Annotated in this window: 18 protein-coding genes; 8 read left to right on the top strand and 10 right to left on the bottom strand. The window is 57.7% G+C overall.

The genetic code is table 11. The features are described from left to right. The first annotated feature begins 19 nt into the window (after positions 1-19). Both N2M06_RS15315 and N2M06_RS15310 read left to right on the top strand, forming a co-directional pair. Positions 20-1,030, top strand: a complete 1,011-nt coding sequence (locus N2M06_RS15315) for a putative 2-aminoethylphosphonate ABC transporter substrate-binding protein (protein ID WP_019934554.1) — start codon at positions 20-22, stop codon at positions 1,028-1,030. A 67-nt stretch (positions 1,031-1,097) separates the two neighbouring features. Further along, entirely contained in the window at positions 1,098-2,444 is a 1,347-nt protein-coding gene (locus tag N2M06_RS15310; protein ID WP_346351197.1) for a DASH family cryptochrome, read from the top strand. Positions 2,445-2,509: 65 nt separating this feature from the next. Here the strand turns inward: N2M06_RS15310 and N2M06_RS15305 are convergent, their stop codons facing one another. The 7 genes from N2M06_RS15305 to N2M06_RS15275 all read right to left on the bottom strand — a co-directional run bounded on the left by N2M06_RS15305 (position 2,510) and on the right by N2M06_RS15275 (position 10,712). Continuing rightward, positions 2,510-3,748, bottom strand: coding sequence for a saccharopine dehydrogenase family protein (locus N2M06_RS15305; RefSeq protein WP_019934552.1), 1,239 nt, complete (start codon positions 3,746-3,748; stop codon positions 2,510-2,512). Between the two features lie 51 nt (positions 3,749-3,799). After that, positions 3,800-4,903, bottom strand: a complete 1,104-nt coding sequence (locus N2M06_RS15300) for a carboxynorspermidine decarboxylase (RefSeq protein WP_317074958.1) — start codon at positions 4,901-4,903, stop codon at positions 3,800-3,802. Positions 4,904-5,087: 184 nt separating this feature from the next. After that, positions 5,088-6,356 (bottom strand): glycerate kinase, encoded by a 1,269-nt coding sequence (locus N2M06_RS15295; RefSeq protein WP_317074957.1) that lies wholly within the window; start codon positions 6,354-6,356, stop codon positions 5,088-5,090. 184 nt (positions 6,357-6,540) lie between these two features. Next, entirely contained in the window at positions 6,541-7,428 is an 888-nt protein-coding gene (locus N2M06_RS15290; protein ID WP_346351196.1) for a 2-hydroxy-3-oxopropionate reductase, read from the bottom strand. 36 nt (positions 7,429-7,464) lie between these two features. Beyond that, the gene (hyi, locus tag N2M06_RS15285; protein ID WP_019934548.1) at positions 7,465-8,247 is read right to left on the bottom strand and encodes a hydroxypyruvate isomerase; all 783 of its coding nucleotides are present in this window, start codon (positions 8,245-8,247) and stop codon (positions 7,465-7,467) included. Between the two features lie 61 nt (positions 8,248-8,308). Next, positions 8,309-10,084 (bottom strand): glyoxylate carboligase, encoded by a 1,776-nt coding sequence (gene gcl / locus N2M06_RS15280; RefSeq protein WP_019934547.1) that lies wholly within the window; start codon positions 10,082-10,084, stop codon positions 8,309-8,311. A 448-nt stretch (positions 10,085-10,532) separates the two neighbouring features. Then, positions 10,533-10,712 (bottom strand): hypothetical protein, encoded by a 180-nt coding sequence (locus N2M06_RS15275; protein WP_019934546.1) that lies wholly within the window; start codon positions 10,710-10,712, stop codon positions 10,533-10,535. 14 nt (positions 10,713-10,726) lie between these two features. Here N2M06_RS15275 and N2M06_RS15270 point away from each other — a divergent pair, with 14 nt between their 5' ends. Next, positions 10,727-11,365 (top strand): phasin family protein, encoded by a 639-nt coding sequence (locus N2M06_RS15270; RefSeq protein WP_346351195.1) that lies wholly within the window; start codon positions 10,727-10,729, stop codon positions 11,363-11,365. Between the two features lie 126 nt (positions 11,366-11,491). Further along, entirely contained in the window at positions 11,492-11,974 is a 483-nt protein-coding gene (locus tag N2M06_RS15265) for a peptidylprolyl isomerase (RefSeq protein ID WP_019934544.1), read from the top strand. A 171-nt stretch (positions 11,975-12,145) separates the two neighbouring features. Here the strand turns inward: N2M06_RS15265 and phaR are convergent, their stop codons facing one another. Together phaR and gorA are read right to left on the bottom strand one after the other, a co-directional pair. Further along, complete coding sequence (gene phaR / locus N2M06_RS15260; protein WP_019934543.1) at positions 12,146-12,661, bottom strand: polyhydroxyalkanoate synthesis repressor PhaR; 516 nt, start codon at positions 12,659-12,661, stop codon at positions 12,146-12,148. A 132-nt stretch (positions 12,662-12,793) separates the two neighbouring features. Beyond that, complete coding sequence (gene gorA / locus N2M06_RS15255; protein ID WP_317074955.1) at positions 12,794-14,146, bottom strand: glutathione-disulfide reductase; 1,353 nt, start codon at positions 14,144-14,146, stop codon at positions 12,794-12,796. 215 nt (positions 14,147-14,361) lie between these two features. On the opposite strand from gorA, the gene prlC reads away from it, so the two are divergent. The 4 genes from prlC to N2M06_RS15235 all read left to right on the top strand — a co-directional run bounded on the left by prlC (position 14,362) and on the right by N2M06_RS15235 (position 20,585). Further along, the gene (gene prlC / locus N2M06_RS15250) at positions 14,362-16,404 is read left to right on the top strand and encodes an oligopeptidase A (protein WP_346351194.1); all 2,043 of its coding nucleotides are present in this window, start codon (positions 14,362-14,364) and stop codon (positions 16,402-16,404) included. Positions 16,405-16,518: 114 nt separating this feature from the next. Beyond that, positions 16,519-18,921, top strand: coding sequence for an EAL domain-containing protein (locus N2M06_RS15245; protein WP_346351193.1), 2,403 nt, complete (start codon positions 16,519-16,521; stop codon positions 18,919-18,921). Continuing rightward, the gene (locus N2M06_RS15240; protein WP_346351192.1) at positions 18,890-19,648 is read left to right on the top strand and encodes a class I SAM-dependent methyltransferase; all 759 of its coding nucleotides are present in this window, start codon (positions 18,890-18,892) and stop codon (positions 19,646-19,648) included. Before N2M06_RS15245 ends, N2M06_RS15240 begins: the two co-directional genes overlap by 32 nt. 73 nt (positions 19,649-19,721) lie before the next feature. After that, positions 19,722-20,585 carry an MBL fold metallo-hydrolase gene (locus N2M06_RS15235; RefSeq protein ID WP_346351191.1) on the top strand — a complete coding sequence of 288 codons (864 nt, stop codon included), beginning with the start codon at positions 19,722-19,724 and terminating at the stop codon, positions 20,583-20,585. Here N2M06_RS15235 and N2M06_RS15230 read toward each other — a convergent pair. Then, positions 20,582-22,495 (bottom strand): methyl-accepting chemotaxis protein, encoded by a 1,914-nt coding sequence (locus tag N2M06_RS15230; RefSeq protein WP_346351190.1) that lies wholly within the window; start codon positions 22,493-22,495, stop codon positions 20,582-20,584. The two genes, N2M06_RS15235 and N2M06_RS15230, sit on opposite strands and share 4 nt — an antisense overlap. Positions 22,496-22,523: the final 28 nt, after the last annotated feature.

Genomic DNA, 22,523 nt, shown 5'->3' with positions numbered 1-22,523 from the left:
TACCAACTGGAGAGAAATCATGCTGAAGAAGACTCCCCTGGCCCTGCTGCTGGCCCTGGCCGCCGCCGGCGTCCAGGCCAAGACCGAGCTGACCGTCTACACCGCTCTGGAGCTGGATCAGCTGAAGCGCTATCAGGCCGCCTTTGAGCAGGAAAACCCGGACATCGCCATTCGCTGGGTGCGGGATTCTACCGGCATTATCACCGCCCGTCTGCTGGCGGAAAAGGAAAATCCCCAGGCCGACGTGATTTGGGGACTGGCCGCCACCAGCCTGATGCTGATGGACAAGCACGGTATGCTGGCACCTTATGCGCCTGCCGGTCTGGACCAGCTGTCGCCGGAATTCCGTGACCCACGCGACACGCCGCACTGGGTTGGTATGAATGCCTGGCTGGGGGTGATTTGCTATAACACCATCGAAGCCGAGAAACACGGCCTGACCAAGCCCACCAGCTGGCAGGATCTGACCAAACCGGAATACCAGGGCCATATTGTAATGCCCAATCCGGCCTCCAGCGGCACCGGCTTCCTTGATGTATCGGCCTGGCTGCAGCAGTTCGGTGAAGAGCAGGGCTGGGCCTATATGGATGGTCTGCACCAGAACATCGCCAACTACACTCACTCCGGCTCCAAGCCCTGCGTGCAGGCGGCCTCGGGTGAGGCGACTATCGGTATTTCCATGGCCTACCGCGGTGCCAGCCTGAAGCAGCAGGGGGCACCTTTGGAGCTGATTTTCCCTACCGAAGGGGTGGGCTGGGAAATGGAAGCGGCGGCCATGGTCAAGGGCACCGACCAGCAGGCGGCGGCGCAAAAGCTGCTGGATTTTGTAGTGACCCGTGAGGCCAACGAGCTGTATAACCAGAGCTTTGCGGTGGTGGGACTGCCGGGAGTGGCCCAGCCGGTGCAATACTTTCCGGAAGAGCCGGCTAAGGTGATGATCGACAACGACTTCGCCTGGGCGGCGGAGCAGCGCGAGGCCATTCTGGCCGAATGGCAGCGGCGCTACGACGGCAAGAGCGAAGCCCGATAAACTGGCGTGAACAATAGTCATGCGAAACCCGGTCAGCGTACCGGGTTCTTTTTTATGGGAGAAAGCCATGCGGCTGCTGTGGCTACGTAATGATCTGCGGCTGGACGATCATGCCGGCTGGCAGGCACTGGCGGATTATCAGGGCAAGACGGCGGCGGTATATATACTGCCGGCCCATTGGCAAAAAACCGATGCCGCCGGGCTGCACCGGCTGGGTGCTGCCAAGGCGGCGTATCTGCAGCAGGCACTGGCGGATTTAAGCGCGCGGCTGGCCCCGTTTCCGCTCACTCTGTTGCAGGGCGAGCCGGTCGAGTTGCTGCTGGCCTGGCATCAACAGCAGCCCTTTGAGCTGGTCACTCATGTGGCGCAGGCACCGGAAGAAGCCGGCTGGCTGGCCCGGTTGTGTGATGCCGGCGTAAAGGTGCAGACTTTTGAAGCTCAGCCGCTGTTTGAGCCTGAGCAGGTAGCGCCGTTGCTTGAGAAGTTTCCTGCCAGTTTTACCGGTTTTCGCAAAAAAGTGGAAAAATTCCCGGCCTGGTCGGTGCCGGCACCACAAGCGGCGGCTGACCTCGGCCGATTACAGGCGGCCAATTGTCCCTTAACCACAGGGTTCGACTGGCCGGCCATGCCAGGTGCGCCTGTCCACCCGGCCTGGCAAGGAGGCGAAACCGCCGCACAAGGCTGGCTCAAGCATTACCTGTTTGAGCGTAGGGCGCTGGCCCATTACAAGACCAGCCGCAATGATCTTGCCGGCCGCTATTTTTCCAGTCACCTCAGTGCGGCGCTGGCCTGGGGCTGCCTGTCTTCGCGCACTGTGTGGCATCAAATCCTTGAATACGAACAGCAGTGGGGCAGCGACGAGCACAGTTACTGGTTGCGCTTTGAGCTGTTGTGGCGGGAGTATTTTCACTGGTCACTGCGGGTGCATGGCAGCCAGTTGTTTGCGGCCGGTGGCCTGACCGGCAAGGCGGGGCTGGGTGTGTTTAATCCTGAATACTGGCAGGCCTGGTGTGAGGCGCGCACCGGCTGGCCCATGATAGATGCGGGCTTAAAAGAGCTGATGGCCACCGGCTTTTGCTCCAATCGCCTGCGGCAGAATCTGGCCAGTTGTTTTATTCACGAGCTGGGGCTGGACTGGCGGCTGGGCGCGCGCTTTTTTGAGCAATATCTGGTGGATTTTGATGTGGCCAGCAATTGGGGCAACTGGGCTTATATTGCCGGTGCCGGCCATGATCCGCGCCAGGGCCGCCGCTTTAATCCGCACCGGCAGTGGCGGCAGTATGATCCCGGGCTGACCCATCTGCACCAGTGGCTGCCCGAGCTGGGCACCGTAACCTTAAAACAGGTAGAAGCGCACCAGCGGGGCGAGCGGTTACTGGACTATTCAGCCCCGCTGCTGCCTCTGGAATGCTGAAGGGAATGACAGAAAATAAAAAGCCCGGCATCACGCCGGGCTTGCAATGGCATCACTGACTAAGCTCAGAAGCTCAGCGGGCGGTCGCCCTGCTCGTCCTTGATGCGGGTCGGCAGGCCCATTTCGTTCAGCAGGTTAATGAACGGCTTAGGGTCAAGCTCTTCCACGTTCACCATTTTCTTCACGTCCCACTCGCCAGTGGCAATCAACATGGCGGCGGCCACCGGCGGCACACCGGCGGTGTAGGAAATGCCCTGGCTGCCCACTTCGGCATAGGCATCGGCGTGGTCGGCCACGTTATAGATAAATACTTCCTTGTCCTTGCCGTCTTTCTTGCCCTTCACCTGATCACCGATGCAGGTCTTGCCGGTGTAATCCGGGGCCAGAGAAGACGGATCGGGCAGCACGGCTTTAACTACTTTCAGCGGCACCACTTCCAGGCCTTCGGCGGTTTTCACCGGCTGCTCGGACAGCAGACCCAGGTTCTTGAGCACGGTGAACACATTGATGTAGTGCTCGCCAAAGCCCATCCAGAAACGCACATTGGGCACGCCCAGATTCTGGGACAGAGAGTGGATTTCATCGTGACCGGTCATGTAGCTGGTCTGAGATCCCACCACCGGCAGATCGTCGGTGCGCTTGTGCTCGAACATTTGGTTCTGCACCCACTCGTTGTTCTGCCAGGACCAGACCCGGCCGGTGAACTCGCGGAAGTTGATTTCCGGATCGAAGTTGGTGGCAAAGTAGCGGCCGTGGCTGCCGGCATTGATATCGATGATATCGATGGAGTCAACGCTGTCGAAATATTCATTCACCGCCACGGCGGCGTAGGCATTCACCACGCCCGGATCAAAGCCGGCACCCAGAATGGCGGTCACGCCTTTCTCTTCGCACAGAGCCTTGCGCTTCCACTCGTAGTTGGCGTACCAGGGCGGATTTTCACAGATTTTGGTCGGGTCTTCGTGAATGGCGGTGTCGAGATAGGCCACGCCGGTCTCGATACAGGCCTGCAGTACCGACATATTGATGAAAGCCGAACCGACATTGATCACCATCTGCGACTGTGTTTTGTCAATCAATGCCTTGGTGGCTTCAATATCGAGCGCATCCAGGGCATGGGCTTGCAATTCACCGGCAACCTTGAGGCTGCCCTTTTCCCGTACGCTGTCGACGATTTGCTGACATTTGTCGACAGTGCGCGAGGCGATGTGAATGTTACCCAGAACATCGTTATGCTGCGCACACTTGTGGGCAACAACCTGGGCAACACCACCGGCACCAATAATCAGTACGTTCTTCTTCATCTTTTTCCTCTGGAGCCTCCTTGAAAGGCTGCGTTGTGGTTACTCCATGCCTCAGGAGAGGCCATCTACAAAGTCGTCAAAGGTAAATTCCCTGACCAGATTTACACTGCCGTCGAGCTCACGCACGGCAATGGCGGGCATTTGCACGCCGTTAAACCAGTTTTTCTTGACCATGGTGTAGCCGGCGGCATCGATAAAGGATAGCCGATCCCCTACCTGCAGCGGCTGTTCAAAGTTGAATTCACCGAAGATGTCGCCGGCCAGGCAGGACTTGCCGCACACCATATACTGATGTTCGCCGTCGTTCGGGGCCATCTTGGCGGTTTCCCGGTAGATCAGCAAATCGAGCATGTGGGCCTCGATGGAGCTGTCCACTATGGCCAGCTGCTTGCCGTTGAACAGGGTGTCGAGCACGGTCACTTCCAGGGAGGTACTCATGGTAATGGAGGCCTCACCCGGCTCCAGATAGACCTGCACGCCAAATTGCTCGGAGAAGGCTTTAAGCCGGGCGCAAAAATCGTCTACCGGATAGCCGTCACCGGTAAAGTGAATGCCGCCGCCCAGGCTCACCCAGGTGATTTGCGGCTGGCTCAGCAGAGAGCCGAACTTCTGCTCAATTTCGCCCAGCATGCGGTCAAACAACACGAAGTCGCTGTTTTCGCAGTTGTTGTGAATCATAAAGCCGGAGATCTTGTCCATCACCCGCAACACCTTGTCGGCATCCCACTCGCCCAGACGGCTGAAGGGGCGGGACGGATCGGCAATAATGAACTCGGAGCTGGATACCCCCGGGTTCAGCCGCAGGCCGCGCACATGGCTGGCAGACGCTTGTTCAAAGCGCTCAAGCTGACCAATGGTGTTAAAAATGATTTTGTCGGAGTGGGCCAGCACTTCGGCTATTTCGTCGTCGGCATAGGCCACGCTGTAGGCATGGGTCTCGCCGCCGAACTTCTGTTTGCCCAGCTTCACTTCGTTCAGTGAGGAAGAGGTGGTGCCGTCCATGTACTGGCTCATCAGGTCAAATACCGACCAGGTGGCAAAACATTTCAGGGCCAGCAGTGCCTTGGCGCCGGAGTGCTCGCGTACATAGGCGATTCTCTCCATGTTGCGCAGCAGCTTGGTTTTGTCGATGAGATAGTAAGGCGTCTTGATCACTCGGGATAACCCTCCAGGCTGTAAACACCACCCGCATCCGGGAATTTGAAAGCGCGTGATTATAGAGGAAAGGGGGTGGCGCTTCGAGCAAAAAGTGTGGCATCAAAAACCGTGACCATGTAAAAAAGAAAGACCGGCACAGTGGCCGGTCTTGCGGAAACAGCTTTATTGCCTGAGCAGGCGGTTACTTCGGCAGCACCAGAATGGCCCGGAAGTCATTCACGTTGGTGCGGGTCGGGCCGGTTTCCACCAGCACACCCAGCTGGGAGAAGAAGCCGTAGCTGTCGTTGTTGGCCAGGTAGTCTTCGGCCTTCAGGCCGGCGGCTTCTGCCTGGGCAAACAGCTCAGGGGTGATCATGGCACCGGCGTTATCTTCCACGCCGTCAATGCCGTCGGTGTCGGCCGCTAGGGCATAGACGCCTGCCTGACCCTTGAGCTCGTTGAACAGGCTCAGCATAAACTCGCTGTTACGACCGCCACGGCCGTTACCCTTGATGGTAACCGTGGTTTCACCGCCGGACAGGATTACACAGGGTGCCTGCAGCGGCTGACCGCACTTGAGGATCTGCTTGGCGATGGCGGCGTGCACCTTGGCCACTTCCCGGGACTCACCTTCAATGCAGTCACCCAGCACCAGCGGTGCCAGACCCTTGGAGCGGGCCAGGTGCGCGGCGGCGTCCAGGGCGTCTTGCGGGGTGGCAATCATGTGGAACTCGGCCTTGCTCAGGCGCTCGTCACCGGGCTTGACGGTTTCGGACTCAGGGCTTTCCAGCCAGGCGCGCACATGAGCACCCACTTCGATGCCGTAGCTGTCGAGAATGGCCAGGGCCTGAGCGGAGGTGGTCGGATCCGCCACGGTGGGGCCGGAAGCGATTACTGTGGGCTCGTCGCCGGGCACGTCTGAGATGCCCAGGGCAATCAGGCGGGCCGGGTAGGCGGCAGCAGCCAGACGGCCACCCTTGATACCGGACAGGTGCTTGCGCACGCAGTTCATTTCATCAATGGCGGCACCGGACTTGAGCAGGGCCTTGTTGATGGCCTGCTTGTCGGACAGGGTCAGACCCGGGGCCGGCAGGCTCAGCAGCGAGGAGCCACCACCGGACAGCAGGCAGATCACCAGATCGTCTTCGCCCAGGCCTTCCACCAGCTCCAGAATGCGGCGGCCCACGCGCTCGCCGGCATCATCCGGCACCGGGTGGGCGGCTTCAATCACTTCAATGCGCTCACAGGGCGCACCGTGGTCGTAGCGGGTCACCACCACGCCGGACAGTTCACCTTCCCAGATAGCGTCGAGCTCGGCGGCCATGGAAGCGGCGGCCTTGCCGGCACCGATGACAACGGCTTTTTGACGAGTATCCTTCGGCAGGTATTCGGCCAGGTTGCCTTTGGGCAGGGCGGCGGCCACGGCGCTGTCGAATAACTGCTGTAACAACTCCTTGGGTTGGATATCCATTGCAATACTCCTGAAAAAACGGCTGTCTTCTTGCGGTTGTTGATTCATTAACAGGGTGGGGCAAACATTCAGCGACCAGTGTCTAACACAAAGCCCCCTGAGTGAAAGTCAGCTTGTCGCCAACGCTTGCCCCGAGGTCTACCAAAGGGCGGCTGAAGCCTCAGGCCGCCCTTTGGTTCAGGACTTATTCGCCCCGAATGTTGTGGTTGGCCAGGTGCTCAAGCGCCTTAACCAGACCGGAGTGATCCCAGCCGGAACCGCCCAGAGCGTTACAGGTGTTGAACAGCTCTTGTGCACCGGCGGTGTTGGGCAGAGAAACACCCAGCTCGCGGGCACCGGACAGGGCCAGGTTCAGGTCTTTCTGGTGCAGGGCAATACGGAAGCCCGGGTCGAAAGTACCTTTAACCATACGCTCGCCGTGCACTTCCAGAATCTTGGAAGAAGCAAAGCCGCCCATCAGGGCCTCACGTACCTTGGCCGGATCGGCACCTGCCTTGGAGGCAAATACCAGGGCTTCGGCAACGGCTTCAATGTTCAGCGCCACGATGATCTGGTTGGCTACCTTGGTGGTCTGACCGTCACCGTTACCGCCTACCAGGGTGATGTTCTTGCCCATGATTTCAAACAGCGGCTTGATCTTGTCGAACACGGCCTGGTCGCCGCCCACCATGATGGTCAGGGTAGCGTTGATGGCGCCCACTTCACCGCCGGATACGGGCGCGTCCAGGAAGTCAGCGCCGGTTTCTTTAACGCGCTTGGCAATTTCCTTGGTGGCGATGGGAGAGATGGAAGACATGTCTACCACTACCTTGCCGGCGGACAGGCCTTCGGCCACACCGTTGGCAGAAAACAGCACGTCTTCTACCTGAGGGGTATCGGGCACCATGGTGATGATCACTTCGGCGGCTTCGGCAACGGCCTTGGGGTTAGGCAGGGCTATACCGTTGTCACCCAGCAGGTCGGCCGGGGCCTTGTTGTAGTGCTCGGAGAAATACAGGGTGTGACCGGCGTTCTGCAGGTTCTGAGCCATGGGCTTGCCCATGATACCGGTACCAATGAAACCAATTTTCATGTTCATCATCCTTTTATCTGAATTAAGTAAAAAACCTTAAACCACGCCGTGAGTTTTCAACCAGCCCAGGCCTTCTTCGGTGGTGGTGGCCGGCTTGTACTCGGCACCAATCCAGCCGTCGTAGCCGGCTTTGTCCAGGAAGGCGAAGATATTGTGGTAGTTCAGTTCGCCGGTGCCCGGCTCGTGACGACCCGGGTTATCAGCCAGCTGAATGTGGTTGATGATGCCCAGGTTCTTCTCCATGGTCGGAATGATGTCACCTTCCATGATCTGCATGTGGTAGATGTCATACTGGAAAGCCAGGTTGTCGGAACCCACTTTCTCGATGATATCCAGCGCCTGCTGCGTGTTGTTCAGGAAAAAACCGGGAATGTCACGGGTGTTGATGGCTTCGGCAATCAGCTTGATGCCGGCCGCTTTCAGTTTTTCGGCAGCGTACTTGAGGTTGGCAACGAAGGTGGCTTCCGCTTCTTCGTAAGCCACACCGGCAGGCTGAATACCGGCCAGGCAGTTCACCTGGGTGTTACCCAGTACCTTGGCGTATTCAATGGCCTTGTCTACGCCGGCCTTGAATTCTTCAACCCGATCCGGGTGACAGGCGATACCGCGCTCGCCACCGTTCCAGTCACCGGCGGGCAGGTTGAACAGTACCTGGGTCAGGCCGTTGGCATCGAGCTTGGCCTTGATTTCATCAGCAGAGAAATCATAAGGGAACAGGTATTCAACACCCTTGAAACCGGCCTTGGCGGCGGCGTCAAAACGATCCAGGAAGTCGACTTCAGTAAACAGCATCGACAGGTTGGCAGCTAATTTCGGCATTGCGATGTCCTTTATTCAGTTGGGGGCAACGTCAGTATGGGGCCCGCAGGCCCCATCACTATCAGTCCAGCAGAGAGATGGCGGTCGGGGCGTCTTCACCCTTCTCAGCCAGCTCTTCGAACTCGTTTACAGCGTCGATTTCAACACCCATGGAGATGTTGGTCACGCGCTCCAGAATCACTTCAACCACGACCGGTACAGAGAACTCGGCCATCAGCTTCTTGGCTTCTTCCAGCGCGGGAGCGATGTCTTCCGGCTTGAATACGCGAATGGCTTTACAGCCCAGACCTTCTACCACGGCTTTGTGGTCCACACCGTACTCGCCCAGTTCCGGCGCGTTGATGTTTTCAAAGGCCAGCTGTACGCAGTAGTCCATGTCGAAGCCGCGCTGAGACTGACGGATCAGACCCAGGTAGGAGTTGTTTACCAGCACGTGAATGTAGGGCAGCTTGAACTGAGCACCTACCGCCAGTTCTTCAATCATGAACTGGAAGTCATAGTCACCGGACAGGGCAACCACGTTGCGGGCCGGATCGGCGGCACACACACCCAGAGCAGCCGGAATGGTCCAGCCCAGAGGACCGGCCTGACCGCAGTTGATCCAGTTACGATCTTTGTACACGTGCAGGAACTGGGCAGCAGCGATCTGAGACAGACCAATGGTAGACACGTAAGTGGTGTCGCGGCCGAAGACCTTGTTCATTTCTTCGTATACACGCTGCGGCTTCACCGGGGTGTTGTCGAAGTGGGTCTTGCGCTGCAGGGTGCGCTTGCGCTCCTGACACTCGGCAACCCAGGCGCTGCGGTCTTTCAGTTTGCCGGCCGCTTTCCACTCTTTGGCGACCTCAACGAACAGCTCGAGAGCGACTTTGGCGTCGGATACGATGCCCAGATCCGGACCGAATACGCGGCCGATCTGAGTGGGTTCGATGTCTACGTGAACGAATTTACGACCCTTGGTGTACACGTCTACAGAGCCGGTGTGACGGTTGGCCCAGCGGTTACCTACACCCAGTACAAAGTCGGACGCCAGCAGGTTGGCGTTACCGTAGCGGTGAGAGGTCTGCAGACCGCACATACCCGCCATCAGCGCGTGGTCGTCGGGAATGGTGCCCCAGCCCATCAGGGTCGGGATAACCGGCACGTTCAGCACTTCGGCGAATTCGGTCAGCAGGGCAGCAGCGTCGGCGTTGATCACACCACCACCGGAAACCAGCAGCGGCTTGTCGGCGTCGTTCAGCATGGTCAGGGCTTTTTCAACCTGAATGCGGGTAGCAGCCGGCTTGTAGGGAGTCATCGGCTGGTAGGCTTCCGGATCGAATTCAATCTCGGCCATCTGCACGTCGAAGGGCAGGTCGATCAGCACGGGACCCGGACGGCCGGAGCGCATGATGTGGAAGGCCTGCTGGAATACACCGGGAACCTGACCCGGCTCCAGCACGGTAACCGCCCACTTGGTAACGGGCTTGGCGATAGACTCGATGTCTACAGCCTGGAAGTCTTCTTTGTGCATGCGTGCACGGGGTGCCTGACCGGTGATGCACAGAATCGGAATGGAGTCGGCAGAAGCAGAGTACAGACCGGTGATCATGTCGGTGCCGGCAGGGCCGGAAGTACCCACACACACACCAATGTTGCCAGCGTTGGCACGGGTGTAACCCTCAGCCATGTGAGAGGCACCTTCAACGTGACGGGCCAGTACGTGATCGATGGAGCCGAGACCCTTCAGAGCGGCGTAGAAGGGGTTGATGGCGGCACCGGGAACGCCAAAGGCTTTATTAACACCTTCCAGCTCCAGGATTTTGGCGGCCGCTTCGATTGCTTTCATTTTAGCCATGATGTGTATCCATTCATCAGAGGTGCTCTCGGCACCATGTTGTTGTAAGTCACTAATACAGTGGTGCACAGACAGGCCTGGTGAGGACCTTAACATCTGCGCAACCCATACCCTGATGATACGAAAAAAAATGTGACGATCAACAAGTTTTGGAAATCATTTTTATAATGTGGAAACGCAAAACGGGAATAAAGATGGGTATCAGACTACAAAAGGCAGGGCAAAGTGTTGTTTTGCTTGTATTAGTACAGAGCGGAAAAGTGCTTTGTTAAGCTGTTGCAAGGACCTCTCAGTTTGTGGAAAAGAGTTTCTTTTCTTTTTATATAGGTTCCCGACGCTGGAGCCGGTCGCGCGGAGCACCCGGATATGCAGCAAGTATAGTACAAAAATGTTGTCACATTGTATTCATTTAGCCTGAACAAATCAGTGATACCTTTGCGCTGCCAAATTATTCTTTATCGCCACTCAGGGTATCCTCAAACAGAAGCATAAATGCACTTTTTTGCGTTGCACAAAAAGAAGCCTTGAAAAATTTTTTGTGCAGTGCAATATTGATGGTGCGCGCCAAATCCGGCCAGAGGTAAAGGGTTTTGCAGGCGTGCGGGCCAAGCAGCCCTTTTTCATTCATCAGGAGACGCCACTATGTCATGGTTTGATTTTGCAAAACTGCAGAAAGCGCAACAGGATAATCTTGCTCTGGTTCAGGAACTGAGCAGCAGCCTGCTGGCGAGTGCCGAAAAGCTGGGCCAGCTGCAGCTGAAAGCCGTTACCGAACTCAGTGCAGCCCAGTTTGACTATGCCGGTAAATTGCTGGCAGTTCGTGACCTCAAGGGTCTGGCCGAGCTGAACCAGGCCACCTTCAGCCCCAGCGGCCTGCTGGATCGTCAGCTGGAAACCAACCGCGAAGTGTTTGGTGTGGTCGCCGGTGCTCAGCAGCAGCTGAATGCTTACGGTGAGCAGCAGTGGGCTGCCGGCAGCCAGCAGGTAGACGAGTGGGTAGAGCAGTTTGCCGCCCACGCTCCGGCCGGCTCTGAAAACACAGTGACTGCCATCAAGCAGGCAGTGAGTCAGGCCAATGAAGCCCGTGAAGGTGCCCAGAAAGCCGCCAAAGACGCTGCCGACATTGCCGATAAGGTGATAAAGCAGGCTGCCGAGCAGTCTGAAAAGGCCGCTCGTCAGGTCGCCGAAGCCACTGAAAAAGGCATCAGTGCCGTTACCGCCGCTGCTGCCAATAATAACAATGCCGCCAAGAACGGCCGTGGTGCTGCCAAGGCAAACTGAAACCAAGAATAAAAACAGAGCTGAAATCTGGACGGCCGGGGTAACCCTGCCGTCTTTTTCTGTTTTATGGGCTTGCAGCGGCTTCTGGTATTATGCGGCGGTTTTTATTTCTTAACAGGACGGACAATGCAAATTGTAAAAGACACGGTAGTGCAGTTTAACTACACCCTGAAGGATGAGCAGGGTGAAGTGATGGACACCAACGAAGGCAAGGCACCGCTGGCGTACCTGCACGGTAACGACAATATGCTGGAAGGGCTGGAAAAAGCGCTGGACGGCAAGAACGAAGGCGACCGTTTCAGTGTGACCCTGCCGCCGGCCGATGCCTATGGTGAGCGGGACGAGAGCCTGATCCAGCGGGTATCCATTCGTCACCTGCAGGGTGCCAAGCGCTGGGAGCCGGGCATGGTGGCCATGGTGCACACCGAGAATGGTCCTCGTCAGGTAGTGGTGGTAAAAGTGGGTCGTTTTATGGCGGATGTGGATTTGAACCATCTGCTGGCCGGCCGCACTCTGACGTTTGATCTTGAGGTTGTTTCGGTGCGCGCCGCCACCGCAGAAGAGCTGGAGCACGGCCACGCTCACGGCGAAGGCGGCCATCAGCACTGAGCTGTATGCGCAGCAGCGCGGTTGCGCTCCGCCGACACGGTCGGCTCCGGCAATCCCAACTGCTGCTTCGTGCAGCTTTCGTATTGTCTGCAGGGTCGTAGGTTGCTGATGAGCGAAGCGAATCGCAACATCAGGCCGGCGACGGAATGTTGAAAGAGAGGCGGCGGGGAATTACTTCTCGCCGTCTTTTTTATCCTTGTCGTGCTGCGCCGGGGAGCCACCAAACAGACCGAACATATTCTGAGTGTTGAAATACAACTGTTGCGACTGCTCTACATACTGGCGCATCATTTCCTGCAGCATGGGCACCTGACCCTGCATAAACTCGCTCCAGGCCTGAGTTGACTGCATGCCGGCCCTGGCCTGCACCTCTATCATTGACTGGATGCTTTCATCCAGATAACTGCCGAGCACGCCCTGAAAGGGACCGTAGAAACGAATGATGTTTCTCAGCATGTCGCTGGAAAAGATGGGGTCGCCGCCGCTTTCCGCTTCCTGAATAATCTGCAGCAAAATACTGCGGGTAATGTCTTCGCCGGTTTTGGCGTCCACCACCTGAAAGGGCTCTTCATCCTGCACCAGCCGGCGAATATCGGCCAGAGTCACGTGGCTGCTGGTGTGGCTGTCATACAGGCGGCGGTTGGGGTATTTCTTGATGGTGCGAATACTGTCCTGGGATTTTGACATGCGACACTGGCCCTGAAAAAAGAATAACGGTCAGTGTATCCCAATCGGGCAGGCCGCTCAATTTGGCGACGATTATGAGCAACAGACGAAAAAAACCGCCTTGCGGCGGTTTTTTATACGCAAGAAAATTCATTACCGCATGGTAACAAACTCCTCGGCAGCTGTTGGGTGAATGGCCACACAGGCGTCAAAGTCGGCCTTGGTGGCACCCATTTTCACTGCTACTGCAAAGCCTTGCAGGATTTCGTCCATGCCAAAGCCGATGCCGTGAATGCCCACTACTTTTTCATCATCGCCGGCGCACACCAGCTTCATTTTACAGGGCTGGCGGTGCTGGGTAACGGCGGTATACATGGCGGTAAAGGAAGAGGTGTATACCTTGACCTTGTCGTCGCCGAAGCGCTCGCGGGCTTGTGGCTCGGTCAGGCCCATGGTGCCGATGGGCGGATGACTGAACACCACTGTGGGCACCAGCTCATAGTCCATTTTGGCGTCGGGCTTGTTGTTGAACAGCCGCTCGGACAGCTGACGGCCGGCTTTTACCGCCACCGGGGTCAGCTCCACATAGCCGATGTTGTCACCCACGGCGTACACGCCCGGGGCTGAGGTGTTCTGGTATTCGTCGACCTTGATGTAACCCTTGTCGTCCAGCTCAACGCCGGCACTTTCAAGGTTGAGGCTGCCGGTGAGCGGACGGCGGCCGATGGCCCAGATCAGGCAGTCGACGGTCAGTGACTCACCGTTCTCCAGCGTCAGGGTCAGGCTGCCGTCACTGTGCTTCTCTACGCTCTGAGGCACGGAGTGAGTGTGCAGTGTGGGGCCGTCTGCCGCCATCACTTCTACCAGGGTGTCGGTGAGCAGCGGATCGAAGTTACGCAGCGGCGCGTGTTTGCGCACCAGCAGATGAGTTTCGCTGCCCAGGCCGTGCAGCACGCCGGCCAGTTCAACGGCAATATAGCCGGCACCCACCACGGCGACGCGTTTGGGCTGCTCAGTCAGCTCAAAAAAGCCGTTGGAATCAATGCCATGCTCGGCACCGGGAATGTGCGGGATAATGGGCTCGCCGCCGGTGGCGATCAGAATATGGTCGGCGGTATATTCCTCGCCGTTCACTTCCACCGTGTTGGCATTTTTGAAGCGGGCAAAGCCCTTGATCACCGTTACCTTGTTGTTGCCCAGCACCCGGTCGTAAGACTGATGAATGCGGCCAATGTAGGCCTGACGGCTTTCTACCAGGGTGCTCCAGCTGTGGCCCTTGAGCTCCACATCAAAGCCGTAATCGGCGGCATACAGTTTAATGGCCTCGGCCACCTGAGCGCCGTGCCACATCACCTTTTTGGGCACACAGCCCACGTTAACGCAGGTTCCGCCCAGATCTTTTGCTTCAATCAGGGCGACCTTTTTGCCATGCATGGCCGCCCGGTTGGCGGAGGCAATACCGCCACTGCCGCCGCCAATGGCGATATAGTCAAAATGCTGTGCCATAAGTTTGCTCCGTGTATGAAGGTTCATTCAAAGCCGTTGGCCGATTGTACCTCAAGTAAGAGTGAGTGCCATGGTCAATAAAACAGCAGTCCGGCGGTCAACTGTCGGACACGAGCAGTAAAGGCTTGAACATTATCGCCATTATCACCATGTTAGAGGGTATTCCCTCGGCTGCCATGGCAGCGCGATGGCCATAACGATAAGAGGTACAGGACATGACAAACCCGCTTCTCACCATGGACGGCCTGCCGCCGTTCAGTCAGATAAAGCCGGAACACGTAAAGCCGGCGGTAGAGCACGCCATTGCCGATTGTAAAAAGCGTGTAGAGGCGGTGCTGTCCCGGGATGAAGCATTCACCTGGGACAACCTGGTGGCCCCGCTGGAAGAGGTCAATGATCACCTCAGCCGCATCTGGTCGCCAGTGAGCCACCTTAACAGCGTGATGAACAACGAGGAGCTGCGTCAGGCCTATGAATCGTGCCTGCCGCTGCTGTCGGAATATCATACCTGGATGGGGCAGCATCAGGGCTTGTTTGAGGCCTACCAGAGCCTGGCCGCGCGCGATAACTTCAAAAAACTGAGCCTGGCCCAGCAAAAGGAAGTGAACAATACCCTGCGTGATTTTCGCCTGTCGGGCATCGCCCTGGAAGCGGAGCAGAAACGCCGCTTCGGCGAAATTCAGTCGCGCCTGTCGGAGCTGTCATCCACCTTTGCCAACCGGGTGCTGGACGCTACTCAGGCCTGGCACAAGCAGGTAACCGACCAGGCCGAGCTGGCGGGCCTGCCCGAGTCGGCACTGGCCGCCGCCGAGGCTCAGGCCAAAGCCCGGGAGCTGGACGGCTGGGTGTTTACCCTCGATATTCCGTCTTATCTGCCGGTCATGATGTATGCCGACAACGCTGCCCTGCGTGAAGAAATGTATTTTGCCTTTACCACCCGGGCGTCGGATCAGGGCCCCAATGCCGGTGAGTTTGATAACACCGCCATCATAGAAGAAACCCTGGCGCTGAAGCAGGAGCTGGCCGAACTGCTGGGCTTTGACAACTACGCTCAGGTGTCACTGGCCACCAAAATGGCAGAAAGTGAGCAGCAGGTGCTGGATTTTCTTGAGCAGCTGGCGGATCGCAGCCATCCGCAGGGCAAGGCCGAACTGGCCGAGTTGCGTGAATTTGCCGAAGCACAATACGGTGTGACCGAACTTAATGCCTGGGATCTCAGCTACTACGGCGAAAAGCTCAAACAGCACAAATACACCATCTCCGATGAAGAGCTGCGCCCTTATTTTCCGGAAAATCGCGTCATTCACGGTTTGTTTGAAACCGTAAAGCGCCTGTTCGGCATCAAGGTAGTGGAGCGCTTCGGCGTGGAAGTGTGGCATGAAGATGTGCGCTTCTTTGATATCTTCGACGACACCGGCGAGCTGCGCGGCAGCTTTTATCTTGACCTTTATGCCCGGGCTAAAAAGCGCGGCGGTGCCTGGATGGACGACTGCATCGGCCGGCGCTACCGGGAAGACGGCACCCTGCAAAAGCCGGTGGCCTACCTCACCTGTAACTTTAACGGCCCGGTAGGGGACAAACCGGCGCTGTTTACTCACAACGAAGTGCTGACCCTGTTCCACGAGTTTGGTCACGGTATTCATCATATGCTGACCAAGGTGGACGTGGCCGGCGTGGCCGGAATTAACGGCGTGGCCTGGGACGCAGTGGAGCTGCCCAGCCAGTTTCTGGAAAACTGGTGCTGGCAGCCCGAGGCGCTGGCCTTTATCTCGGGTCATTACGAAACTCACGAGCCGCTGCCGGCAGACTTGCTGGAGCGCATGCTGGCAGCCCGTAACTACCATTCCGCGCTGATGATGCTGCGTCAGCTGGAGTTCGCCCTGTTCGACTTCCGTTTGCATATGGATAAGAACGCTGCCGGGCCGGGCCGGGTACAGCAAGTGCTGGATGAGGTACGCAGCCAGGTAGCAGTGCTGACGCCACCGGCCTTTAACCGCTTTCAGCATGGTTTTTCCCATATTTTTGCCGGCGGCTATGCGGCGGGCTACTACAGTTACAAGTGGGCTGAAGTGCTGTCGAGCGATGCCTTTTCCCGCTTTGAGGAAGAAGGGGTGTTCTCGGCCAAAACCGGCCGTGATTTTCTGCATGCCGTGCTGGAGCAGGGAGGCTCAAAAGAGCCGATGGAGCTGTTTAAACAGTTCCGCGGCCGCGAGCCCAACATAGACGCCCTGCTGCGTCACTCGGGCATTGCTGCCTGAGCCTGTGACTGACAAGGTGGCTTCGGCCACCTTTTTTATTAATGGCACGGGTGTGGAGCCAACACAGATACAAAGGCAAAATAAACCGAGAACTTTTTACATGAGAATAACGCGATGGAGCATGGGGTTACCTCCTGGTTCAGTCTTTGGTGCATCAGCCAGCTGGTAGAGCAGCGTCTGGCCGATGGTGTGCTGCTGTGCCAACGCCATGGCAGGCACTGGCAGCCGCTGCTGGCGGCCGGAGTCTCCTTGCCGGATGTGTCCCTGTCTGTCTCCGGCAAGCGCCCCTTTCAGCGTCTGAGTTACCCCTTTTGTCGTCAGTTGGGTATGGGGTCCGGACAGTTTCTGTCGCTGTCAGCCCAGTATGATGGTTATGCGCTGTTTCTGCTGCAGCGCCGGCGTCATGTCCGTTTATCCAAAACGGCCTGGCTGGGCTTTTTTGCTTCCGTGTTTACTTATGCCGACCGTGCCAGGCAGGCGGTATCATTGCTGCCGTTATTTGAATATTTTCCGTTGCCTTTGGTGCGGGCCACACCTGATGGCGTGGTGGAATGGACCAACCGGGCGGTAAGGCGTATTGCCGGTGAAAGTACAGATAATATGACGGGCCGCTCGTTGCGGGCGTTCAGCCTGGGGGCCGACTGGCCCGAAACCCGGCGTTTGTATCAGCGGCTGGCAAATGAGCCGGAGCTCGGTATGGCGGTAATGGAAAAGCATTATCTGCATCCCAAGGGTCATCTTTTGCTGGGAGAAACCCAGCTCACTCTGGTGCGCACTGCCGACAATCAGCCGCTGTGCCTGATGGGCACCCTGGCCAGCCTGCGACCCAGAGCAACACCATCCCGCGGCATGAACCTGCGCTTTATTCCTGCGCCGGAGCAGCCGGAAGGGGTCATGATCTGCGATGCCGGTAGTCGTATTGATCAGGTCAGTCCGGCCTTTGAACAGGTCACCGGTTACCAGGAAAAAGACGTGAGAGGCAGCCATCCGTCACTGTTGCGCTCAGGATTGCACAGCCGGGCGTTTTATCGGCAGATGAATCAGGCGTTGCATGAGCAGGGACGCTGGCAGGGGGAAGTGTGGAACCGCCGGCGCTGTGGCCAGATTTACCCCGAGCGGCTCAGCATCAGCGCTCTGCATGGTCCTGAAGGTCCGGCTCACCTTGTGGTGGTATTCAGCGAAATCAAACAGCCTGATGCCACCGAGCAAAATACCCCACCGGAAGACAAGGACACGCTCACCGGCCTGGCCAACCGCGCCAGTTTTCAGCAGCGGCTGGCCCGGTATTGCCGGCTGAATGAGCCGTTTGCGCTGATGATTCTGGATATCAATAATTTCCGTCTGTTCAACAACGCCATTAATCACAGAGTGGGGGACAGAGTGCTGCAGGAAGTGGCTGCACGGCTGCGGGACCGGCTGCGCAGCGGCGACGATCTGGCGCGCATTGGCAATGATGAATTTGCGCTGCTGGTGCCGGGCATAGTACATCCGCGCCAGGCGCGTATTTTTGGCCGTCACTTGCTGAATGCCCTGGCCCGGCCGCTGGCCATGGCCGAGCAACAGCTCTATGTGGACGCCACCATGGGCGGTGCCCTCTGGCCCGGCCTGAACGAGAAAGACGCTGAAAGCCTGCTTCAGCATGCCGAGCAGGCATTGTTTGGTGCCAAGCAAAAACGCGAACCGCTGGCGTTATATGACGACAAGCTTAACCGCAGCCAGAGCCGCCGAATCCGGTTGCAGCACGATCTGACCGAGGCCATACGCCGGGGCGGGCTGCGCCTGCATTATCAGCCGATCGTAGATACCGCCAGCGGCACGGTAACCAAGCTGGAAGCGCTGGTGCGCTGGCATCATGCCGAGCTTGGCCCTATCTCACCCATGGAGTTTGTGCCGGTGGCGGAAGAGTGCGGCATGGTGCAGGCGCTGGGAGACTGGGTGCTGAACCGGGCCTGTGCCGATTTGCACCGCCTTAAACTGGCCGGCCATTCCCTGCATATGGCCATTAACCGTTCCAGCCTGGAGTTTCAGAGTCTGGGGCTGGATGGGGAAGAATGGTTATCCATTATCGAGCGCCACGGTCTGGATCCTCAGCAGATGATTTTTGAAATCACCGAGTCGCTGTTTATGCAGGGCAATGAGCATCATCTGGAGCGTATCGATGCCTTGCGCAAGGCGGGCTGCCGCATTGCCATTGACGACTTCGGCACCGGCTTTTCAGCGCTGAATTATCTGCGTGCCTTTCCCATTGATCTGGTCAAAATCGACAAGAGTTTTATTGACCACCTGCCCGGGAATCGCAAAGATGGCTTGCTGCTGGAAGGGATTTTGCGCATTATCGGCGATCTTGGCATGCAAGTGGTGATTGAAGGCATGGAAACACCGGCTCAGGCCGCCTACCTTTCCACTCAGCCCTGCCATTTTTTGCAGGGCTATCTGATTGCCAGACCCATGCCCCTGCGCGAGCTGCTGACTTTTCTGGAAACCTATGCCGGACACACAATACCCGTTGCAGATTGAACTGCAGGATCCCGCCCTTGAGCCTCAGGCTGCCATGCTGCGTACCCGTTTAAGTGATGTGACCGCTGCCGCTCCCTTTGCCCTGGTGCTGACCGATGGCCGGCTGGAGCTGCGCAAGCTGGACGAGCCCAGACTGGGTGCGGTGTTTGTGGACTTTGTTGAGGGCGCTGCGGCACACAGGCGTAAATTCGGCGGTGGCCGGGGTCAGAGTATTGCCAAGGCGGTGGGGCTCAAGCATGGCCATAACCCGCAAGTGGTAGACGGCACCGCCGGCCTGGGCCGGGATGCCTTTGTGCTGGCCTCCCTGGGCTGCACTCTAACCTTATGCGAGCGCCACCCTGTAGTGCATGCATTACTGGAAGACGGTTTGCGCCGGGCGGCCGCCGATGCCGGCATTGGCCACTGGGTGCGGGAGCGGCTGCAGCTGCTGCCCTTTGGCTGTACGCTTGCCGACATTCAGCAGCAGCCTGATGTGGTCTACCTCGACCCCATGTTTCCTCACAAGAAAAAAGCGGCACTGGTCAAGAAAGAAATGCGAGTGTTTCACTCTCTGGTGGGGGCCGACGAAGACGCCGACAGTCTGCTGACTCCGGCGCTGGCGCTGGCCCGTGCCCGAGTAGTAGTCAAGCGGCCCGATTATGCCGGCTTTCTTGACGAAATGGCCCCTTCTGCGCAAATCAGCAGCAAGAACAACCGCTTTGATTTGTATGTAAAAGCGGCGCTGTGATCATGCAACTGGTGTAATGCTGCACGCTCCTATATATTAGATTTATCTAATTATTTATCGTCAGGAGAACACCATGTCTCAGCCTTGTGTACGTGCTTTTCTGGATCAGGACAGCGAAACCTTCAGCTATGTGATCTATGACCGCAGCGGTGGCCGGGCTGCGGTTATCGATCCTGTGCTCGACTTTAATTATCACTCCGGCCGCACCGCCACCACCACGGCACAGCAGCTGGTGGATTTTGTGCGTGAGCAGAGCCTGACCCTGGAGTGGATTCTGGAAACCCATGCTCATGCGGATCATTTATCGGCAGCGCCGTTTATTCAGCAGCAGCTGGGCGGGCGCATTGCCATTGGTGAGCACATTCGCGACGTGCAGGGCATTTTTCAGCGAGTATTCGGGCTGGAAAAAGAGCTGCTGCCCGACGGCAGCCAGTTTGATTATCTGTTTCATGACGGCGAACAATTCAGTGTGGGTGAGCTGACGGTGCGGGTGATGCATGTGCCCGGGCACACTCCGGCGGACGTAGCTTATGTGGTGAATGAGCAGGCGGTATTTGTGGGCGATACCCTGTTTATGCCCGATGTGGGGACCGCCCGCTGTGACTTTCCCGGCGGCAGCGCAGAGCGCCTGTACCAGTCCGTTCAGCAGCTGCTGGCGCTGCCGGACGGCACCGATATTTATGTGTGTCACGACTATCCCAAGGGCAGGGAGCATGAGTGCCGCACCACGGTAGCACAGCAGAAACAGCACAATATTCATGTGCACGACGGCATCAGTCAGGACGCGTTTGTAACCATGCGCAATGAGCGTGATGCCACCCTGGCGGTGCCCCGGCTGATTGTACCGTCCATTCAGGTGAATATTCGCGCCGGTCATTTGCCCGATCCCGATGAACAGGGCCGCCGTTATCTCAAGGTGCCGCTGAACCGGCTTTAAGCCGGCTCCAGCAGCCGGGTAATGGTTTGTGCCTGATGGCGAATATGGCCGGTTACCTGTTCGGCTCTGTCTGATACAGCCGCTGAGCGGGTTTTCAGCTCATCCATGAGTGCCATAAAGCGGCCCAGCTCGGCAGCCTGGCTGTCGGCATGTTTTGCACCCTGCTCTGCTACCGACGTGGTGGCGCGTGAGGTGTCACTGACCTGCTCGGTTACCTCCAGCAGCGTCTGGGTTTGCCGGTGCTGATCTTCCGCCGCCTGCATCATGCGGTCTATGGTGTTGTTTAATGCTGTGCTGGAATCGCCCAGCCGCTCCATAATGCCGGCAATTTCTTCCAGTGAGCCCTGAGTATGTCCTGATAATTTGCGGACCTCGTCGGCCACCACCGCAAAACCCCGGCCCTGCTCGCCTGCTCTGGCGGCTTCAATGGCCGCATTCAGGGCCAGCAGATTGGTCTGCTCGGCAATCTGGCGAATCACGCCGATAATGGTGGCGGCATCGTCTACCGAGCGGCTCAGGCTGATCAGCGCTTCACGGCCGGTGAGGGCAGCCTGGCGGCTTTCGGCAGCACTGTGAGCCAGCTGCTCAGTTTGCCGGCGGCTGATGCTCATGGCTTCCAGGTTATTGTGGGCGGTATGGGCAATATCGTCGCTGGCACTGCGCATCTGTGCGGCCAGATGGTTAAGTTCATTTACCATGGTCAGACTGCCCTGCAGGGTGCCGTCATTGCTGTGTGCCTGCTGCTGAATATCCTGTACTTCGGCCACCATCCCTTCCAGCGCCGCCGACACCCGCTGCAGCTGGCCGGCCCGCTCCTGCTGCTGATGCTGCAGCAGTGCCTGCAGTCCGTTAACGCTCTGAGCAATCTGGCCCAGTTCGCTGTTGGGATGAGTCACCGGCAGGGGCGTAAGCTCACCCTTGTTCAGCAGCTGAGCAAAGGCATTGCGCAGTTCATTAAGCCGGCGTACCACCAGGCCGCGCTGAAACAGATAGCTGAGCAGGGCAAACAGCAGCAAGGCGGCGCACAGTCCGAGCAATATCAGACTGAGCTGCTGATAGGTCTGCAGGCGTTCTGCTTCACGCGCAGCCACCAGGGTGTCAAGCTGGCTTTCAATCTCGCTCAGGCCGGCACTCAGGGCGGCGGCGGCATCAGCACCCTGCTGCTGACCATCTTGTGTGGTGGCCAGCTCACCGGCATAGCGCTGCAGCAGGCTGTTCAGCTCTCTTTTCGGGCCTTCGCCCATTTCTTCCGGTTCAGGCTGGCGCAGTGCAAATTCGTCTGCTTGCGGAGTGTGATAAATCCCCAGCAAAGGCAGGTCCTGCAATTGTTTATTAAGGTTTTTCAGCTCGTTTAGCTGAAAATCGATACTTTTTCTCAGCTGTTCGTCACCTGTGCTGATATAGCTCTGACGCTGGTGTATCAGGCGGGGCAGGGTTGCCAGCATCTCGGCAATCAAGCCTTGATAGCGGTCAGACAGGCTGTGTGCTGCGCCGGCGTAACGGGCAAGGGCGCGCAGTTGATCGGCCATTTCCTGCTCGGCATGCAGCAGCAGCTGCTGGCTGTTGCCCGCCAGCTTGCCTGCTTCGCGAAAATCCAGAGTAAGTTGCCGTGACAGTGATTGCACTGCCTGATAAGCCGGTTCGCCCGCAGGCAGCCCGGACAAAGCACTGGCCAGGTGATTCAGCTGCTGCTCTGCGGTTGTCAGCAGACTGGCGTCTCCGGTGTTCAGATAAGCAGAAATAGTACGGTATAAATCGATATTGGCATGACGGCGCAATTGCTCCAGACTGCTGCGAGTATTGTTATCCCGAGTAAGCTGGCGGTCGCCCATATAAAAGGAACCCGCCAGCAACAAGGCCAGGACCATCAGTCCCAGGGATGATAATAATGAAAACAGCGAAACTTTCATGCGGACCTTCCTTTGTCAGTCAAGGCCG

The organism is Oceanimonas sp. AH20CE76 (assembly GCF_039654065.1).
Lineage (GTDB): Bacteria > Pseudomonadota > Gammaproteobacteria > Enterobacterales > Aeromonadaceae > Oceanimonas > Oceanimonas smirnovii.
This window is presented reverse-complemented; position numbering and strand designations above follow the sequence as displayed.

What these genes read in the sequence shown, in the direction of transcription:
- N2M06_RS15240 (WP_346351192.1), top strand. Translation starts at nt 18,890, where the DNA reads ATGCCGGACACACAATACCCGTTGCAGATTGAACTGCAGGATCCCGCC.
- hyi (WP_019934548.1), bottom strand. Translation starts at nt 8,247, where the DNA reads ATGCCGAAATTAGCTGCCAACCTGTCGATGCTGTTTACTGAAGTCGAC.
- N2M06_RS15275 (WP_019934546.1), bottom strand. Translation starts at nt 10,712, where the DNA reads ATGAATGAAAAAGGGCTGCTTGGCCCGCACGCCTGCAAAACCCTTTAC.
- prlC (WP_346351194.1), top strand. Translation starts at nt 14,362, where the DNA reads ATGACAAACCCGCTTCTCACCATGGACGGCCTGCCGCCGTTCAGTCAG.
- gcl (WP_019934547.1), bottom strand. Translation starts at nt 10,084, where the DNA reads ATGGCTAAAATGAAAGCAATCGAAGCGGCCGCCAAAATCCTGGAGCTG.
- N2M06_RS15230 (WP_346351190.1), bottom strand. Translation starts at nt 22,495, where the DNA reads ATGAAAGTTTCGCTGTTTTCATTATTATCATCCCTGGGACTGATGGTC.
- N2M06_RS15235 (WP_346351191.1), top strand. Translation starts at nt 19,722, where the DNA reads ATGTCTCAGCCTTGTGTACGTGCTTTTCTGGATCAGGACAGCGAAACC.
- N2M06_RS15310 (WP_346351197.1), top strand. Translation starts at nt 1,098, where the DNA reads ATGCGGCTGCTGTGGCTACGTAATGATCTGCGGCTGGACGATCATGCC.
- N2M06_RS15305 (WP_019934552.1), bottom strand. Translation starts at nt 3,748, where the DNA reads ATGAAGAAGAACGTACTGATTATTGGTGCCGGTGGTGTTGCCCAGGTT.
- N2M06_RS15290 (WP_346351196.1), bottom strand. Translation starts at nt 7,428, where the DNA reads ATGAAAATTGGTTTCATTGGTACCGGTATCATGGGCAAGCCCATGGCT.
- N2M06_RS15295 (WP_317074957.1), bottom strand. Translation starts at nt 6,356, where the DNA reads ATGGATATCCAACCCAAGGAGTTGTTACAGCAGTTATTCGACAGCGCC.
- N2M06_RS15315 (WP_019934554.1), top strand. Translation starts at nt 20, where the DNA reads ATGCTGAAGAAGACTCCCCTGGCCCTGCTGCTGGCCCTGGCCGCCGCC.
- N2M06_RS15265 (WP_019934544.1), top strand. Translation starts at nt 11,492, where the DNA reads ATGCAAATTGTAAAAGACACGGTAGTGCAGTTTAACTACACCCTGAAG.
- N2M06_RS15270 (WP_346351195.1), top strand. Translation starts at nt 10,727, where the DNA reads ATGTCATGGTTTGATTTTGCAAAACTGCAGAAAGCGCAACAGGATAAT.
- gorA (WP_317074955.1), bottom strand. Translation starts at nt 14,146, where the DNA reads ATGGCACAGCATTTTGACTATATCGCCATTGGCGGCGGCAGTGGCGGT.
- phaR (WP_019934543.1), bottom strand. Translation starts at nt 12,661, where the DNA reads ATGTCAAAATCCCAGGACAGTATTCGCACCATCAAGAAATACCCCAAC.
- N2M06_RS15245 (WP_346351193.1), top strand. Translation starts at nt 16,519, where the DNA reads ATGGAGCATGGGGTTACCTCCTGGTTCAGTCTTTGGTGCATCAGCCAG.